Genomic DNA, 18,821 nt, shown 5'->3' on the forward strand with positions numbered 1-18,821 from the left:
AATGCTGCCCGCATCACAATTGAAGCGGCCCCGCCCGTGCGGTTCAACCCCGCGTTCACGTCAGGTTATTCCGGCAAGGGTTTGCCCTTCGTTTCCGGTGCCAGCCAGATCAATGCCATCCCGACCAGATACACGCCACAAATGATGCTACAGGCCACCGGATATCCTCCTTGCAACCCTGCGTACGTCTTGTACTCCGCAACCAGTTTTAGAAGAGCCCCCACTTGAAGACCGGCGATTGCCGCCAGGATTCGGCCGAAATTAAAACTGAAACCTTGCCCCGTGGCGCGCACATTCGTCGTAAACAGTTCCGGTAAATAGAGCGGCAGCCAGCCATAGAATGACGCCGTGCATGCCCCGAGCACGAACGAAGCAAACAAGAACTCGACACCGAAATGCGCGTGGAACTGATAGAACCACAGCACCGACAGAAATGAGAGCAGACACAACACGCAGTAAGCGATTCTTCGGCCAAACCAGTCCCCCATCATCGCTGCGAGAATCGTTCCCACAATCGCACCGACAGAAGTGGCAATCTGAGTGTACTCGCGCGGGTTGGTCGCCATTCCTGACGTGAACCAGTGCGGCTCGACGGATGCGTCTGCGGCGACGGGCTCGGTTGCGGCTGCGACCTTCTTGTCCTGCTCCGACAACTGATTGGCCCAGGTCATCGCCCACTGTGTTGACCCCCAGGTCCCGATCAGGGCCACACCGCTCAAACAGGCCGCCAACAACATGCGCCGGATCGTCCGCCCCGTCTGGTTATTGGCTGCCGATGAACCTGCGTAAGTTCGCTGCAGAAAACGCAGGACGGGATAGATATATCCGACCGCAGCCACAAACATGCCGAAGATCGTTCCGACGATGCGCCAAGTATTGTCCACTCGCGAATCGGCCCACACCCACACAATCAGCCCCGGTCCGATCGCTCCGACGAGAACGCCCACGAGGTCGGTCGTTAACCACATCGAGGTGCCGCCGCGACCACGTTCCTGCTCCCATTTTTCTGATTCGGGCACAAACATCCGAAAGAAAAAGGTCAGGACGGCAGGAAGTGTTCCCAACATCATCATCAACCGCCAGCCCTTATTGGCGAGCAGCATATTGACCAGAGACTCGGATAGCCCCATCTCCAGGAACGAGGTCCGAAACGTGGTCAACATGGCCGTCAGACAAATCCCAATGATTCCCACCAGCAGATATCCTGCGTTTGCGGCCGCACCGATCAAACCGGCCATGAGCGCCCGTGAACGATTGGGCCAGACTTCCATCACCAGTGCGACCCCCAACGACCACTCGCCACCCATTCCGAGCGAAGCCACAAATCGCAATGCACCAAGCTGAAGTGGAGACTGAGCAAACCCGCAGAACCCCGTGAAAAGCGCATACGTCAGCACGCTAAGGCTCATCGCACGCACTCGCCCGATCCGATCACCGAGCCACCCGAACAGAACGCCCCCCGTGGCCGCCCCCACCAGGAATACCGCTATGACGACGCCGAACATCATGCCGACTTGTTGTTCTTGCGCCGGTGTGGGAACTCCCGAGATCCCCAACAGGTCTTGCATGGCGGCACGCCCGACCATCGAGAACACCCCCATCTCGGCACCGTCAAACATCCAGCCGAGTAGTGCAGCAATCAGTGCCATCCAGCGCCCGAATGCGGAACTCGCATCGGTAGAAGAAGTCGCGGCGGGGATCTGTGGTACGCCGACGTCGGTATGGGTTGCGGATGGCGGATTCAAAGGTCGTCTCTTCCACTAAAGCCACTCGAGCGTTCGATCACCCAGGAATTGTGACCCGATTCACATCAAAAGGCAATTATGGGACGATGGCCCCTGCGACGAAGGAATCTGGACATACCACTTTCGAGCACAATTGATGAGATCGCTCAGTCCGGAAATTAAAAAGCGATCCGAGAACTCAGTTTTCTCGGATCGCCTGGAACACCACGACGGATTTTCGCAAGGGGACGCGACTACTTCCCCTTAGTGACGAGTTTGGGGTCGCAGTATTTCAGCGCCATCAGCGTATATGCTGTCGCGAGATTCGGGTCGCCTTCGTACCACCGCTCATTCTTGTTCAACCAGGCACCGTTCTCTTGCTGAAGGCTGAACAAATGCTCGGCAAGTTCTTTGCGCCAGTCATGTCCTTTGCCATCCGCATCCTGTGCATAGTCGAGATCCAGGGCTGCGAGTGATTTCGCGAACACCTGAAAATAGTAGTACACGCCCTGCTGCCCCATACCGGGATTCTCTTCCACAGAGTAGTGCTTCGTAATCCACTCGAGCGCGGCCTTCACACGTTTGTCATCGGGCGTCAGTCCGGCGAACACCATGCTTTTCAATCCGGCATAAGTCATACTGGCGTACGATCGCAGCCCACCGTTGTCGGTATTGCCCGCTTGCGAGTTTCCCCCTGCGGCCGGTGTGTAGTAGAAGCCACCGTCGTTCACCTTCGATGCGAATGCCGTGGTGTTGTATTCGGATTCCAGATTCTGACAGCGTGACAGAAACACGAGCGCATTCTGCACCGCCGCGTCGTCCTTCTTCGCACCGGCCGCCTGCAGGGCGTCGAGAAAGAACGTGGTATTCGACAAATCAGGTCGATCGCCCGTCCGACCGTATCCAGCGCCGCCGAACTTCGGATCAGACTTGTCACACTTTTCGCTGTCGTCCCACTGCAGTTTTCGCAAGAACTTGTCGGCCTGCTTGATCAAATTGTCGTATCGGCCGGACTGATTCGCGGCGTTGAAGGCCAGCAGGCAGATCGACGTTTCATAGTTGCTGTGATGACTTTTCGGGAAGTAGATCCCCCCATCCCCCTGCACGAACGTCTGCAGGTGTTTCAATGCCTTTTCAATGACCGGATCACTGGCAGGCACACCCCCCTGCAGAAGCGAGAACGTGACGAGCCCTGAAATCCCAGGAGCTTCGGGCGAAGTCCAGCTCCCATCGGTCGCTTGAGTTGTCTTCAGAAAATTGGTCGCGCGCAATCTCGATTTGGCGAGCTGATCCGCGTTGGGACCAACCGTTTGAGCGGCCAGTTCCGTTCCCAGACACAACATGACACTCGACAACAGCAGCAGCGACAGGATCGGCAGCACTCGAGGCATGACAGCAAACCTTTTCAAGACTCGACTTGACCGTTGATGAGCGGCAATCAACGAGAAACCACAGGAATGAGGCCGATTCCAGGCGTCCACCGGCCTGACGAAGTCATCCCTGCGACCACTTCAAGCGGTGATGAAATCCATTCGGCCCGGGTCCCCTTACAATGCGATCACTTTGCGTCCGAACTGCGTACGCCAGTACTCGAGAATGGCATCAACATAAGGCGTACGCGAAGCGGGACGCACCAGCGACGTTCCGTCCGACTTCTTGTCATCGACCTTCTTGTCACCTTCACCCGGTTTGGCGTCGCCTGCCTTGGCAGAGTCCTTTTCGACGGGTTGTTCGACAATCGTCTTTCCTTCAGCCAATTGCTTCTTGAGAATGTCGAGCCCCGCGTCCATTTGTCGATCCACGAAATCCGACTTGGGTGCCGATCCATCCGTACGAATCACTTCGCGATCTGCCCGGGACGTGAAGAGCTCTTTCATTTCCATGTCAGTCATTCGCAAATTAAAGCCTTCGTCCGGCATCACGCCCCATTCATCGGCTTCCGTCGCTTTCGGAAACCGGTGAATGTTCTTGCCGCTTGGACGATGGTACGTCGCCGTCGTCAATTTCAGGGCACTCTTGCCGTCTTCCAGGTCGATCACGTTTTGGACGCTGCCTTTGCCCCAGGTTCGTTCGCCGACGATAATGGCGCGTTTGTGATCCTGCAGGCACGCACTCACAATTTCACTGGCCGAGGCGCTGTAGCGGTTCACCAGCACGACCATCGGGAAGCCGCCAAAAGTTCCGGCCTTCAGTGCCTTCACCACGTGTTCCTCGGTGTTACGGCCTTTTGTGCTGACGATCACGCCGCTCGAAATAAAGTAGTCGGCGATCGTCGTAGCGGCGGTCAGAAGCCCACCAGGGTTAAATCGCATATCAAGAATCAGCGCCCGCATTCCGTCCTTCTGTAACTTCTTCAGTGCGTCATGCATCTCTTCGGCACTGTTCCGACCGAAACTCGTCAATCGAAGGTAAGCAATCTTTTCTTTCTCGTCGGCCCAGAACGACCACTGACCGTTGGAATCGTAGTGGTCACCTTGAACCGTAGGAGTCTTAATGACGGCGCGAGTGATTTCGATCGTTTCGGGTGTTTCGGAACCGATGTGCTGAATCTTGATGGTGACTGGAGCCCCAGGCTTGCCGCGCATCAGATTCACAGCCGATTCCATTTCGCGGCCTTCGACAAACTCCGAGGTGGGTTTGCCATCAATCTCGAGAATGCGATCACCGGCACGCACACCCGCACGATAAGCGGGCGTCCCGGGTAGCGGCGTCATCACCATGAGCTGGTGCGTTCGGTCTTCCACCGTAACCTGGATTCCGATGCCGCCAAACTCCTGCTCAACATGCTCGTTGAAACTGCGGATTTCTTTGTTGTCGATGTACGAGGAATACGGATCAAGCTTATTGATCATGCCGCGCATGGCCGCTTCGACCAGTTCCCGGCGATCAACTTGCGTCACATAGTTACGATCGATCTGTTCGAAGGTATCGACGAAGATCTTCATCAGCTCGAAGTATTCGTCCTCGCTGGCCGCCCGGGCAGACCCGGCCAACAGATTGCCCCAGATCACTGCAGAGAAAACCAGGAACCCGAACCGCCGCCATTCCATCATCGTGTTTCCTTCCATCAAATCGATCTGCCGAGGGCGCGACACCGCTGCATGTCTGCAACGCACCGCCGGTCGACAACGGAAGAATACGTCGTTCGCATCAGACCGACAAGATACGCAACGGTGATCGGCGAGGGTTTACCGCAACACGCCGCCCTCCTGAAAGTCAGGTCAGGAGACCACCCGGCATCGAATTTCTGCAGAATCGGCACGTCGAGGAACTGGTGGCCAGCCGGCCAACGGGCCCGCCGACGAGGTCACGAACCTGTCCGCACTGAGAGTGCCTATGCCACTAAACCGGGCTGGAGCGACGCAGCGACGCGAAGAAATTGTTTGGCGTTGGCACAACCTCACGCAGAACGTCAGACGCGCGCGCCTTGTTCGACGGCATCGTCACAGCAACCCAAGCCGAATCGCTGACGGTGGTGCCGCTGTAAGCTTCGATCTGGAATTGATAGCCCGTTCCCCCACTCATCCCAGTGATGTTCAGACTGGTGACGTTCGCCGAAACGGCGCCCAGCAAGGTCCGGACGCCTCCGCTCAAGTAGTACACCCGATACCCTTGCGTCCCCGCGACGGCCGTCCACGTTAGCAGTGCAGTGCTGGCTGAGGTCGCACGCACGGTGACAGTGGGTGCGTTCAGCGTCACCGATGGCATCGTGACACTGACGACGGCCGAGTCAGCGACCGTTGAACTGTTATAAGCTTCAACCTTGAATGAGACCCGGCTTCCGGCGGTGATCCCGGTCACCTGAACGGCTGTCGTGGACGAACTGACCGTCCCCAACAAGTAAGACTGAGTTCCGATCACCTGGAAAATGCGATACCCCTGGGTTCCCGACACCGCATTCCACGACAGTTTGGCCGCTGTCGTGGACAACGCCACCACGATCACATTCTGAGGCGACGCCAAGGTCGCCCCGATCGTGAATGTGCTGGAAACCGCCGAGATCAACGCACCGTCGCTTGCCCGCAACGTGTAGGTTCCTGTCGTCGCGAGGATCAGCTTGTTGAACGTCGCGACCCCATTTACCGCCTGCACACTGACCGTGCTCGTATTGGCCAATGCCCCGGGTCCGCTCGCGACGGAAATTGTGATCGTTGAATGATCGGCCGTCACCACGTTTCCAAACGAATCCTCGACAGCAACGGTCACCGGTGCCAATGTCTGGCCTGTGACCGTATTGGCAGGTCCCGTCAAAAAGACCACTTTCGAGGCGCTCGCAGGTGAGACCGTCAAGCTGCCCGAGACGGCGGCGGCCATGTTACCGTCGCTGGCACTCAGCTTATACGTTCCGGCTGTGTTCAGCACGAGATTATTGAACGTCGCCACTCCATTTACGGCGCGGACGCTGACCGTGCTGCTGCTGGTAAAACTTCCCGGCCCACTGGAGATTGACAACGTGACAATCGAATTGTCGGTCGTCACGACTTGACCGTCCGCGTTCTGAATCTGCACCTTCAGGGTCGGTGACAGCACCTGACCGGCCGTACCCGTCACAGGCGAACTTTGGAAAACGAGTTTCGATGTGGAAGTGGTCGTGCCACTCAACGCGTTGACCAGGACATTCACAACCGGACTTCCCAGTCCGGTGACCAAGTCATACCCGGCCCCGGCCGTGTAACCGTTGCTGCCACTCGTAACATCATGGAACGCGGACGGCGTTGTCTTACTGAGGTTGTACAGCATGGGCAGCGTCTGCGTCGCGCCGTCGAGCGAACTCAAGCCGCTTTGTGAGCGAGCCTGATCCACGATCGCCACGATCGCTCCCCACGACGGCGCCGAAAAACTGGTTCCGCCCACTTGCGCCCAGGGACTGCTTGACCCATTTGAAAAGGACGAATAGACCGCGACACCCGTATTCGGATCGGCATCGAATGAAACATCGGGAGCGGATCGTTTGGTTGTCGTTTGAGTCACAATCCCGTTCTGATAGGTCGGCTGGGATTCGTATTGGCTGACCCCGCCACCACTACCAGACCAGCCAGATTCAGAAATGTAGGCTGCCGATGATCCCAACGTCAGCGTCGTTCCGCCCACCGCAATGACATTCCGCGAGTAAGCCGGAAAGCCACCCGGTGCACCGTTATCTCCCGTCGACGCAACAAAGGTCACCCCCTGATGTCCCGCCGGTGTGGTGAAGACCGAATCGTACGAGGCTTCGGACGAGAATTCCCCGCCGCCCCAACTCATCGAAACCACGGACACTCCGGGCATACCGGCCGCTGTATGCACGGCCGCCAACAGGTCGGCATAGCTGGCGCTGTTGGCCTCAACCAGCACAATCTTTGCGGCGGGAGCCAGTGCATGTGCCCATTCGACGTCCAACGCCGCTTCGAGTTCCCACCCTTTGGTCGGATCGGTCTGTGGCAAACCGGTCGTGCTGCCTGTCTGAGACACGATCGTCAAACTGGGGGGATCGGCAAGGCCGAATGCACGGTCGAACGCTTGCAAGTCGGCCAGCATCGTCGGCGAATGGTAAGCATCCACAATCGCGATCGTCTGCCCTGCTCCGTTCGCCCCACTCGAAAGCGAAAGCTTGTTGAAGCCATACGCTGCTTGAATCTGGCTGGGCGAATATCCGGTAGGCCCGGTCGAGGCGTACGCTTGGGCGGGCCCCGCACTCGGTACGACTTCATACGTCGGCGTCGCGATCAGTTTCGCGAGGACACCGTCCGCCGACATCAAAATACGCGGTTCAATCCGCTCAATTTCCAACGCGATCGCGCCCGATGCGTAGGGGAACAGTCCATGTCCCGGGTGCCGCCGCGGCGATCGTGCCGAATGTCGTGTACGAGCTCGATCCCACTGCGCCATCAGAAGGACAACGTATCTGTTCATCTCAGTCATTCCGCGAAAAGTGACAGAACTCGCCTGACACGGATCACCGGAAGCTTGACTCAAACTGTCGTCCGGTGAATCGATCGAAAGCGGCCTACCTCGTTCCGTCGAGATTGACTCAACAGTACTTATCGTCAATTCAGCGAGGTTTGGAAGAAACCCAATGAGGTGAGCCCGTAGAGTCGAACATAGCACTCAATTTGGTCACCGTTCACCTGGATCACAAGCTCACGTTTCTTGCTTCCACGACAGCTTTCTTCGCGCGACTCATTTGGGCGTGCCCCGAGATTCGTCGGCACTCCTCGTTACCACGCTCCCACTTGGCAACGCTTCCGGCACATCGAAAATGCGCATGTCGTCCCAGACCACTTTCCGACTCGACAGAGGTGAAAATCGACAGAGGCGTCACCAATCGGGAGCTTGGTGACAAAGAAAAACGAGAAAACGTTCCTGCGTCGCGACAAGGAAATACGCATGAAACACGCCACAAAGCAACACCACAACTCATTACAAAAAAACAACTTACACAAACAAAAAAACGCCGAACGATGATTAAACGACGACGAAGAAGACCAAAATCTCAAAAACTTCCGACAAACCGTGTCACAGCCATGTCATGCGGAAGTATGGGTGGCATCCGGCGAACATGACACAAAAAAACGAGTTCGCCAAACCACACCTGATTCAAGACCAAGGAACGCCAACATGCTGAAAGAAATCGTCTCGACCCTCGCTGCCGTTTGCACCGCCATGACTGCCGGAGACACATTTGGCCAAGACTTGAATGCGATGAACGCCGCGTTCAACGCCCGCTTGAATGGTCAGATGCAGGCAACGACAAACAACATTGTCCAATCGAACATGAACAATCCTTACGTTCGCCAGATGTATCTTCAGTACCAGCAGCAAGGCGGACGCCTCGACTTCCCCAGCTACTGCTTCCGCTATGCTGAAACAGGCGGATTCACACCTGAAGGGACGGCGCGAGCGATCCAATCACAACAAATGATTCATCAGCGCGATCAGGCGAACATGAACGCCTACCTGCAATACTCGGCGCAGCTTCAGCGTGATACGAACGACTACCGCAATGCTGTCCAAGACAAGTGGGCCCGCCAACGCGGTGAGAACTTATCGGCACAGGCGACATATGTCAGTGGTTCTGATGGCTCAAGCTATCAACTGCCCACGAATGCGACACCTGGCCAAATTTTCCAGGACCGTGCCAGTGGGAACTATTTCGGCATGGACATCCACGGCCAATACTGGATGAGCAACGGTCAAGGCTGGTGGCAGCCATTGACTTACCGTCAGTAACTTAAAGTGATGTCTGTCGTGGACTGACATGGGTCGCATACGAACGTACGCGACCCCTTTTCGTTCCCTGACAGGTTCGCGTCGATCAATCACGCAGGCCAACCTGTCACTCCCCCTGAGACGCAGGCAAATCGTGACGCACAAAGTCGAGCAACCCCAGAGCGGAGAGTTCCTCCTCAAGGCTCGCAATCGACTCGGATTCCAATCCCGCACGAACTTCGTCGAACAGATGGGCTGCAAACCGCGTGCGAGCTCGTTTGAGGATCTGACGAAAATTGTCGGCTCGAATCGCGGTCCCCGTCTGATGGCTCAGTCGCTCGGCCAGTTCGTCAGAGTCAGCATCGGGGAATTCCATTTTCAATTTCAGGGCCTGATATCCAGCAGTTGACTTCCCCCCTTGATCCATCAGAAAGCGATTCCAGGCATGATCGAGTACCGATTTCCGCCATTGATCTGTCCATTCACGATCCGCTGAATCTCCTGCATCCGAGCCGATCAGGTCGAGTTCGACATCAACCGTTTTTCTTCGTTGCGATTTCTGCCATGCGGTTCGCGCCAGGTTCCGAATCGCCATTTTTAAAAAGTCGCGAAATCGCCCGAAGGAAGGATTGGCCCCTCCGAAGTCACCGCGCATCAGCCGCAACAGGAGTTCTTGAGAGAGCTCGTCGGCCAAATCATCATTCCGCACGATCCCACCCACATACCTGCGAATCGCAGGCGAGTACCGCAAGACGAGCAACCGCCGGGCGTCGCTCGCCGATTCGGGCTGCCCCGAGGAATGCGCGTGCTGAATTAAGCTCCACCGCGTCTCAATGACTTCGATGATCTCTTCCGTCATCTGCAGAGTCCACTTGCAAGGTCTTCACAGGTTCTTTTCACAGTTTTTGCCGTGTCAAAACGGAAATCCGGCAAACAGGCACATTGCATTCACGACCTGATGGCGGCTTTGCATCTGTACGCAGCCAGTCGCCATGATCTCAAAGGGCAACGAGATTGATTCTAATCCGACTTCGGCCGAGTCGCTTCAATCTGCATGAGAAATCTGGGAATCGCGTCCCGCATCGTGAGGGCTTCCACATGCTCAGGATTGAGCTGCAGCATGGCCTGCACGTGCAGATCGGCACGTTTCAGCCGTTCGACAGCAACATCAACCTGTCCGAGCGAGTGGGCCAGGGACGCGGACCGAATCAATCCCACGGCCAGCGGCAATCGATAGGTCAGATCGTCCGGAAAGTCACGGACCAGCCCTTCAAACAACCCCAGCGACGTGGCATAGCCCTCAAGCCCCGTCGATGGATCGTTCTGCTTTTCGCGAATCCGCGCCGCATCGAACGCGAGCTGCGCCTGCTCAAATCGCAGTGCCCGACGATTACCGTCTGTCTCGGTTGTACCAAGCTGCGAAAGTGCGTCCTGCAAGATCGTTTCCGCCGCTGGAATGTCGTTCACCATGGCCAGCCCTTGCGCCAGGACGCGTTGCGCCTGAACCAGCCACAATCGTGCATCGGCTTTGCGGCCCGGATTGGATTCTGATTGCCAGTAACGGCGGGCCAATTCAACGCGTTCTCGTCCGGCGGCAACATACGCGGACAGGTCATTCGACTGCATCGCGGCGTTCATCGACTCTTGCGTGAAAAGACTGGCCAGCTTCAGAACCTCAGGTTCGCCCGGATGCTGGTCCAGCAACGTCTGCACGGCGCGAGTGACATCCGCATCGCCATCGCCGGGCTCGTTCTGATCGAGCGCGAAGACATCACGCCGGGTCGGGTTTCGCTGATCCAACATCAATTTCAAGCGAGTGATGTTCAGCTTCAAATCATCGGGATACCGCGCAAGCGCTGTTTTGAGCGCCGATTGAAGCTCTTGGAAGATTGCAGCCACGCGTTCACGATCTCCGTGGAGCCACTCCAGCAACAGATGCTGATAGAGACTATCGACATAACGATGCGCGACCTCCAAATCGTCTGGTTGCATCTGGATCAGGCGACGATTCAACTCGACCGAATCGTGACTGGTTTCAAGCATGACTTTCGTCGCCTGCGGAACCTCGTACAGATTGTCGCGAACGCGGTTCACGATCCGATCGAGCGACTCCTTGGTCAAATCACGAGCATCGGTGATCGCGCGATTGGCGTCACTTAAGCGTTGATTCGCCTGCGACAATTCCTGGTTCCCTTGCGCAACCTGACGATAGGCCGATTCGAGGAGGACCAAACCGATCATGGCTGCAATTCCTGATGCCGCAAACACGGCGATTGCCGCTGTTTTCCAGGGATTTCGAGCAGCCCATTTTTTGAGTCGTTGCCATGTCGACGCCGGCTTGGCAAGGATCGGACGTCCATCGAGGAAGCGAGCCAAATCGTTGGCCAACTCGTCGGCAGACAAGTATCGCCGTGACGATCGCTTCTCAAGACATTTCAAACAAATCGTCTCGAGATCGTGGGGAACCGTCGGCTGCAAAGTTCGCGGCGAAGGAGGATCTTCCGAAAGCAATAACATGATCGTTTCGACACTGTCCGCCCCCAGGAACGGTGGGCGGCCGGTCAGAAGCTCATACAGAATTGCTCCAAGTGAATAGATGTCGACACCCGGCCCCGGTCGCGTCACCATGCCCGAGGCCTGTTCGGGGGCCATATACGCAGGCGTTCCCATGATTTGTCCCGTACGCGTCAGACGACTATCGGCCGCAATGCGTCGCGCCAGGCCGAAATCCGTAATTCGTAGGGCTGCTGCATTCACAATGGGAACTTGTGAACTCAAATCGGTCACACGGCCAATTTGTGTCGTACGCATCCCTACTGAAATGGAATGACCGAGGTGATTCGCCTTTGTCGAAACCGGGGATTGCGGTTCGATCGGAGCGTCGTCAATCAGAATATTGGCCGGCTTCAAGTCGCGGTGAACAATCCCCCCCTGATGTGCGACATGAACGGCGCGAGCGAGCGTCAGCAGAATTTCTGCGGCGGTCTTCCCCGTCACCGGTCGGCCAGACAGCCGATCCGCCAACGTCCCACCGCTCACAAACTCCATGACACAGAACGGCTGGTCCAATTCCGTTTTCGCAAACTCGAACAACCGGGCAATGTTCGGATGCGACAGACTCGCCACCGCTTTCACTTCCGATTCGAACCGAGACACGAGTTCCGGATCTTCGGGGTCGATCAAAACTTTGATCGCGACGACCCGGCCCAAACGACGGTCGAGGCCTCGATAGACGCGACCCATTCCCCCGCGGCCAATCAATTCAGTGATTTCGAATCCTGGAACCACTGGCAGCGACATGCGACGTCTTCCCGGTTATCAAATCGCACTTCTCACCACGTCCCCTGAACCTATCCCAATTCGGATCGGGCATCGGCAACATCAAGGTTTTCAGTCGAAGACGACACCCATTCAGGCCGCGCGAATGTTCACGCGGCCTGAACTTCGCCGTTGTTGCCTCCCTCGATTACTGAGCCTCCCTCACCCTCGCGGCATTGTCTTGAATCCGATGGCAAGATCCGAGTGCGGGGGCGAATCGGGCGGCACAGCGATAAAGAGTTGAGTGTCGCTCGTTCGTCAATTCGATTGCAGCTCAACCAATCGTGTAAGGCTGAGACAGGCGATACTTCGGATTCTTCTCAAGATACGCCGCAATCTTGTCGTTGCGCGAAATCGCAACCGGCAGGAAGTCGAGTGCCTGCTGCAGTCGCTCGTCCGGTTCGGCACAGCTGAATCGCAGGAAGCCGCCCCCGGCATCCCCGAAGCACTCCCCACCCAGGCAGGCCACACCGAACTTCTCGTCCGCACCTTCCAAGAGATACAGGGCAAGACCATGACTGGTGATGCCAAGCTGGTTGCAAACAGGAGCCACGTTCGGAAAGACATAGAACGTGGCCGCAGGATCGAGTGATCGGAACCCGTCGAGCCGATTCAAACCGTTCGTGAGCAGCTCCACTTTCTTCCGAAATTTCTGCATGACGGCGTCGCGTTCTGTCGTATCCCGCTCTAGTGCAGCCTTTCCGGCCAACTGCACGATCGGCGGCGTACACGAAAGAGTCGTGTTGATCATCTTTCCAATCGCGTCAGAGACTTCCACCGAAGCAACCGAGAAGCCCAGCCGCCAACCGCTCATGCTGTAGCTTTTGCTGAAGGTATAAGCCGCCACGGACCGCTCCAGCATCCCCGGTTCGGCCAGCAGCGATTCATGCTTACCCTTCCAAACCATATGACAGTACGGTTCATCGCTGAAGACCGCGACGTTCGTTCCCTTCAACAGATCCGCCACGTCGCGCAAATCCTGACGTGTCATCACGCCACCCGTCGGATTGTGCGGCGAGTTAAAAAAGATCGCCTTGGGGGACGGATCGTTCTTCAAGAAGCTCTCGATCGCCGACATTTCCGGACGGAAGCCATTCGACTGTTTCAGCGGCGCCAATACAGGACGCGCATTGCGTCGCAGAATGTTCGGCAGATATGTCGGAAAAAAGGGACTGAAGACCAGCACGCCATCGCCGGGATTCAAGAACGCTTCGCAAAAATATTGTTCGAACACTTTCGCGCCGGGCGCGACCACGATATTCGCCGCTTCGGCCGGAATCTTGAATTCGTGCTTCACGAACGCCGCCGCCGCTTCGCGAAACTCGGGCAGACCGGGCGAAGGACAGTAATGCGATTTGTTCTGCTGAATTGCTTCAACGCCAGACGACTTCGCCGATGCGGTGCTGTCGAAAGGGCTGTCCCCAATCTCGAGCTCAACAACATCCTTCCCTTTTGCTTTGAGTGCCTTGGCCACTGCCAGCACGTTAAACGCCGTTTCCACCGACAACGATTTCGCGAACTCACTGAGCTGAACGGACATAGACCGCGCTTTCCAGAAGAATGAGGAACATCGATTGAAGAAAAACGAATGACGAAGCTGGCCACCACACGACATCCGGGAACTCGGTCCCGTCGTGACGATTCCGATCCGCTACTTCGTTGAAATCGCCAGTTGCAATGGTCGCAGCACCTGCTCGACCACGTATTTCTCAAGCAGAAATTCGCACTGAACCTTCAGTTCCGCCAAAGTCCCTTCGTAGGAACTGTCCGACTCAAGACTACCGTACTGGCGTACCGTGAAGAAGACGCTGATATGGTCTTCGGGATATTCGCCGCGACGCACTTGATAAGCATTTGTCCGCGTTTCGATCATCAGGCGTGCCTGCCGGCGACAGGTTTCTTCCAATGCGATCGTCATCGTCGGCTCGTAGTTCAGCACCTGCCGACCAGGAATGTCCATCAGACCGTCCAGCGCTGAACTGACGCCCAAAGCCTCGGCCACCAACTCGTCGTGGTTGCCGCGATAGTTAAAGTCAAACCCCATCATGTAGTCGAGGGCTTCGCAGTCGAGCGAACTGACCGACAACATGTAAGGGACCAGTTCCAGCACCAGCTTATGCTGCTCAAAGGCATCGTCGATATCTGGCGGGTTGATGAAGCCGCTGCAGATCCGTCGTGGTTCAAGTGTCACCCAGCGTTGATGCCCCTGGTCTTTGTCTTCCTCCAGGACGTGATCGCCATTCTCACGTGTGTAGAAATTCCGCATGGTCGAGTATTTTTTGCGAACTCGCTCGAAGAAGCTCAGCGTCGTATCGCGACCGGCTGGCAGTGCCATTTCGGTATTCAGATTCATGTTGACGTAAAAATCGTCCGCAAGACTGGTGTAGGCAGTCATCAGCGTCTTCCTCAAAAAGCCAAACGTGCAGACACATCCGCAAAATTCATTCGAAATGCGATCCACCGCCACACGATGTCACAGCTTGAACGATTCGACACGACGTGTACTTCGGATTCTGTCACCGACAAACCCACTCAATGTTCCAGGACGAGACATCCACGTCGAATGACGTGTGACGCCACCAGCAGTTGTTCAAACGAACATTTCGTGAGAGTTGTCCGACGAGGGAGAATTTACGACCATTTCCCTACACCGGCACGCATTGTATAGGTCGGTGGAACAGGGGTCAAAGAGACCAAGCCCTCATCGGCCTGATTTCATCTCCTGATGCAATAATCGCTTGCGACTTTCGGAAAGGCTTGGAATCGCATTGAAACCATGGGAACAGGACGCGCCTGACGTCGTGACGAATACCCGACCTCACGCGCGTTCCGCCAGCAATTCCACTCGAGGAAGGAACCAGATCATGCCCTACGCTGCGAAACGGGCCCGCCCCACCTCGGCCCAAAAGCCACGGCCAGCCGCCGCAGCAGCACCGGATTTCGAGCCGAGACAGATGGCAATCGCCACCTTCCAGACCGAACTGGGCTGGTTCGGACTGCTGGGAATCGACGAGCAATTGACCTCCGTATTCATCGGACACCCAAACGAGAAATCGGTCGTCCAGCGTGCCACACAGATGGCTTCGTCCATCGAGCAAATCGATTGGGCGCCAAAACTTCGTGGACAACTCGAAGCTTACTGCGACGGTGAAATCATCGACTTCTCACACGTCGCCCTCCAGTTGCCCGCGACGACCAAATTTCGACAGCAGATCGTGGCGGCAACACGTCGATTGCGTTACGGCGAAGTCGCGTCGTATGGAGAACTAGCAAAGCGCATTGGCCACCCCGGTGCCGCCCGAGCCGTCGGCACGGTCATGTCGACAAACCAGTTCCCGATCGTCATTCCCTGCCATCGCGTGATCGCCGCCGGCGGAAAACTCGGCGGTTTCAGTTCGCCATCAGGCACAAACCTGAAAGAGCGAATGCTCGACCTCGAAGCACGGGCCCTCGGCATTTCACGGACGCACCTTCTCGACCAGGGTCGACATTAGCGGCCTCTTGAAATCACGGGGACTGGCTCCGCAAGGTGCCTGCCCCCGTGATTTCACTTCCTGGCGCGCGATTCCGCCACTGATCGACAACTTCACTCGACAGATTGGACAAAAACATCCTTCACAACGTCGTCTGCCGAGCCAACCGATTCGCCAGCGCCTGCTTGCTTCTTTGCCGTCGCGACATTGTTGCAGTGGATGTATCGTGTCAGGCGACGTTGATATTCTGTGGATGAACAACGCAATCGTGAGAAACAATGCCGCCGGATTTCACAACCAACGCGGTTCTTCTGGCCACGAAAAAACCATTGGATACGGAATATCATGCGGTTGTCGAAAGCCTTCTTCTTCCTGACAGCGGCTGCCACCACAATCTTCACCATCACGATCCTCGCGATGGTCACCATGCCTCTGGGTGACCCGGGCGCACCGGTCAACGGCTGGTTCAACCGGTACGGCGCCGTCGTGATGACGGCCGAAGTCCTGGCGATCGGCATCCTGGGAATGACGGCCATGATCACCGATCACGCTGAAACGTCTCGCGAGAAGCAAGCAAAGGCCCGCACGATCGCTCCATTGGAACAAGAAAAATCCGTATAGGTCCTAACCCAAACATCGATTCCGAAGACCGCCCCAAGCGGCGACGTCCTGAACGATTCTTGTCTGACCTGAGGAACGCGAAGACGCTGCTCCGTCTTCGACGCTGGCGAGCCGAGAAGCGGTATTTCACCAACTCCCTTTCTCTTCTTTGCGTCCTTGCCCCTTAGCGCCTTTGCGTTGAATTCTTCGCGAAATTGCGTCACGGAATCCCGCCCCCCTCGCGCAAGAAAAAACCCACCCGCAATCGTAAGACTGCAGGTGGGTTAATCAGACTCTAACGGATTTCGTCTTCGCCGGGGCGTCAATCGCCCGCTGGCTCAGACGGCGACGGCGAAGACTTCTTCATTCTCTTCCACCATCGTTGCGTCGCTTTCTTCCGTCAGATTGGGGACTTCATCCCCGGTCGAATCGACGAACCCACGCAGGTGATTGGCCCGCGTTTCGTGCTGCAGCTTTCGCAGCGCCTTCGATTCGATCTGACGGATACGTTCGCGGGTCACCTTGAAAATCCGACCGGTTTCTTCCAGCGTGTAGCTGTAACCGTCGCCCAGGCCGTAACGCAGCTTGATGATTTCGCGTTCGCGATATGTCAGACTGCGAAGGACCACCTCAATCTTGTCACGCAGCATTTCCTGCATGGCCGATTCGGCGGGGTTGGTTTCGTTGTCGTCTTGCAGGAAGTCACCGAATGAACCGTCTTCGCTTTCTCCAACCGGAGTGTCCAGGCTGACCGGATGCTTCCAGGTTTTCATAATACGTTCGGTTTCTTCGATCGACATCCCGACCGATTCCGCCAACTCTTCCATGCTGGGATCGCGACCCGTCTCCTGGCGAATCTGCTCGCTCTTGGCTTTGAGCTGCGAAATGCATTGGAACATGTGCACGGGAATACGAATCGTACGAGCGTGATCGGCCACGGCACGGGTGATCGCCTGACGAATCCACCATGTCGCATAGGTCGAAAACTTGTAGCCGCGACGGTATTCGTACTTCTCGACACCACGCATCAAACCGGCGTTACCTTCCTGGATCAGATCGAGGAAGCTGAGACCGCGGTTGCGGTACTTCTTCGCGATCGAAACCACCAGTCGCAGGTTTCCACCCGACAGATGCTGCTTGGCGCGGGTCCACGCGTCAAACTTCGCCATGATCCGACGGACTCGGTCAACGAAATCGGCGGGCGTTTCGAGGACCAATTCAACCAGATCGTTCAGCTCACGGCGTGACACTTCCGCTTCATTGACGGCCGCCGCAGTCCTGCGTTCCGACAACTTGTGGATCTGCGTCTGCAGTTCCTGAATCCTCTTCGCAATCTGTTCCATCCGTCGCATGATCGGCTGCACGCGCTGCGTACGCACGCTGAGCTCTTCACAGAGCCAAGCGAGCTTCCGGCGACGCGATTTCATCCGCTGCTTGATCACCGCCAATTCGGGCTTGCTCTTTTCAACCTTGCAAGCTTCCCAATCGACTTTGTTCTCGTCCAGCAAACGCTTGATTGTGGGCAGATTGACGGGAATACGTCCCTGGATCTGTTCCTTCCGCAGATTCTCCGTTTCGCTCGTACGCAGCGTACGCTCAAACGGAAGCTCGTTGCGGCAGACCTTTTCAATCGTGTCGACGATCAGACCGATTGCAAAATCGGACTCGGCGATCTTACGGCGGAACCATTTACGGGCCACTTCGATCTGCTTGGCGAGGAAGATTTCCTTCTCACGCGACAGCAGGGGAATGTGCCCCATCTGGCTCAAGTACATCCGAATCGGATCGCGCGAAGACGAAGGCGTCTCCGGCTCCATCATCGATTCCGGGATGGCTTCGTATTTGGGTTGGTCATTGGGATCAGGCTCGTCAACGATGTCCAGGCCCAGATCTTCGAAAGCGATGATCAGTTCCGGAACCATGTTTGGATCGCCCCCTTCATCGGGGAGATACTTGTCAACGAGCTGGTACGTGGCGTACCCCTTGGCGCGGCAGTCGTCCAATAACTTAGCGAATTCGGGGTTGAAACGATGCATGGGTCAAAACCTCCTGCGGTACTTTCACGTCCTTGTGATTGAAGCCTGTGCGGGCAGGCCCGTCGTGAAACAATAGGTGTCCTGATTATTATTCGCCGCTCGTCAACTGTTGACGAGCTTTTGAGCGTCATGATCACAGGAATGAACTCCATGTTCATCCCAAATTTATCTTCTTCCGGATTCTCGCCTCGAACTTGCCGAGTGCGATCAGCAGATAGCCCCGGAATTCGCTCGACTACCTTCGAGTCGCGGAGCCATTCGTTGGTTTCCGGCGAGACACCGAGGGCGGGCAGCCATTCGTGATAAGAGCTGAGATCGCGGCAGAGTTCGCATTGAGAGCATCCTTTCATTCGTTGCGAGTACACCGAGCGTCACATGCTCGGAAGGGTCGAAATGCTAACAAAATGGGCCCGCCGCAGTTACAAAAAGTGACCGATCAATCAAAATTCTTGGAAATTTTTTTCCCTTTGGGCTTGCAGCAT

At 56.4% G+C, this 18,821-nt stretch carries 12 protein-coding genes; 3 read left to right on the forward strand and 9 right to left on the reverse strand.

What is annotated here, in order from left to right:
- Positions 1-65: 65 nt before the first annotated feature.
- The 4 genes from OSO_RS0132355 to OSO_RS48885 all read right to left on the reverse strand — a co-directional run bounded on the left by OSO_RS0132355 (position 66) and on the right by OSO_RS48885 (position 7,616).
- Complete coding sequence (locus OSO_RS0132355; RefSeq protein ID WP_010587036.1) at positions 66-1,745, reverse strand: MFS transporter; 1,680 nt, start codon at positions 1,743-1,745, stop codon at positions 66-68.
- Positions 1,746-1,978: 233 nt separating this feature from the next.
- A complete protein-coding gene (locus OSO_RS0132360; protein WP_050986225.1) occupies positions 1,979-3,115 on the reverse strand; it encodes a prenyltransferase/squalene oxidase repeat-containing protein in 1,137 nt (378 codons plus the stop codon).
- Positions 3,116-3,271: 156 nt separating this feature from the next.
- A complete protein-coding gene (locus tag OSO_RS46010; RefSeq protein ID WP_237729356.1) occupies positions 3,272-4,777 on the reverse strand; it encodes a S41 family peptidase in 1,506 nt (501 codons plus the stop codon).
- Positions 4,778-5,066: 289 nt separating this feature from the next.
- Complete coding sequence (locus tag OSO_RS48885) at positions 5,067-7,616, reverse strand: fibronectin type III domain-containing protein (protein WP_010587039.1); 2,550 nt, start codon at positions 7,614-7,616, stop codon at positions 5,067-5,069.
- Between the two features lie 705 nt (positions 7,617-8,321).
- Between OSO_RS48885 and OSO_RS0132375 the strand changes: the two genes are divergently transcribed.
- Positions 8,322-8,933: a hypothetical protein gene (locus tag OSO_RS0132375; RefSeq protein ID WP_010587040.1), complete on the forward strand. Its 612-nt coding sequence runs from the start codon at positions 8,322-8,324 to the stop codon at positions 8,931-8,933.
- A 106-nt stretch (positions 8,934-9,039) separates the two neighbouring features.
- Here the strand turns inward: OSO_RS0132375 and OSO_RS0132380 are convergent, their stop codons facing one another.
- The 4 genes from OSO_RS0132380 to OSO_RS0132400 form a co-directional block, all read right to left on the reverse strand.
- Positions 9,040-9,771, reverse strand: coding sequence for an RNA polymerase sigma factor (locus tag OSO_RS0132380; RefSeq protein WP_010587041.1), 732 nt, complete (start codon positions 9,769-9,771; stop codon positions 9,040-9,042).
- Positions 9,772-9,932: 161 nt separating this feature from the next.
- Positions 9,933-12,212 (reverse strand): serine/threonine-protein kinase, encoded by a 2,280-nt coding sequence (locus OSO_RS48890; RefSeq protein WP_010587042.1) that lies wholly within the window; start codon positions 12,210-12,212, stop codon positions 9,933-9,935.
- 292 nt (positions 12,213-12,504) lie between these two features.
- Entirely contained in the window at positions 12,505-13,770 is a 1,266-nt protein-coding gene (locus OSO_RS0132395; RefSeq protein WP_010587044.1) for a pyridoxal phosphate-dependent aminotransferase, read from the reverse strand.
- Positions 13,771-13,881: 111 nt separating this feature from the next.
- Positions 13,882-14,625 carry a hypothetical protein gene (locus OSO_RS0132400; RefSeq protein ID WP_029247718.1) on the reverse strand — a complete coding sequence of 248 codons (744 nt, stop codon included), beginning with the start codon at positions 14,623-14,625 and terminating at the stop codon, positions 13,882-13,884.
- A 469-nt stretch (positions 14,626-15,094) separates the two neighbouring features.
- Here OSO_RS0132400 and OSO_RS46025 point away from each other — a divergent pair, with 469 nt between their 5' ends.
- Both OSO_RS46025 and OSO_RS0132420 read left to right on the forward strand, forming a co-directional pair.
- Entirely contained in the window at positions 15,095-15,724 is a 630-nt protein-coding gene (locus OSO_RS46025; RefSeq protein WP_010587046.1) for a methylated-DNA--[protein]-cysteine S-methyltransferase, read from the forward strand.
- Between the two features lie 324 nt (positions 15,725-16,048).
- Complete coding sequence (locus OSO_RS0132420) at positions 16,049-16,324, forward strand: hypothetical protein (protein WP_010587048.1); 276 nt, start codon at positions 16,049-16,051, stop codon at positions 16,322-16,324.
- A 317-nt stretch (positions 16,325-16,641) separates the two neighbouring features.
- Here the strand turns inward: OSO_RS0132420 and OSO_RS0132425 are convergent, their stop codons facing one another.
- Positions 16,642-18,339, reverse strand: coding sequence for a sigma-70 family RNA polymerase sigma factor (locus OSO_RS0132425; RefSeq protein ID WP_010587049.1), 1,698 nt, complete (start codon positions 18,337-18,339; stop codon positions 16,642-16,644).
- Positions 18,340-18,821: the final 482 nt, after the last annotated feature.

Source organism: Schlesneria paludicola DSM 18645 (assembly GCF_000255655.1).
In the GTDB taxonomy this organism is placed as follows: Bacteria; Planctomycetota; Planctomycetia; order Planctomycetales; family Planctomycetaceae; genus Schlesneria; species Schlesneria paludicola.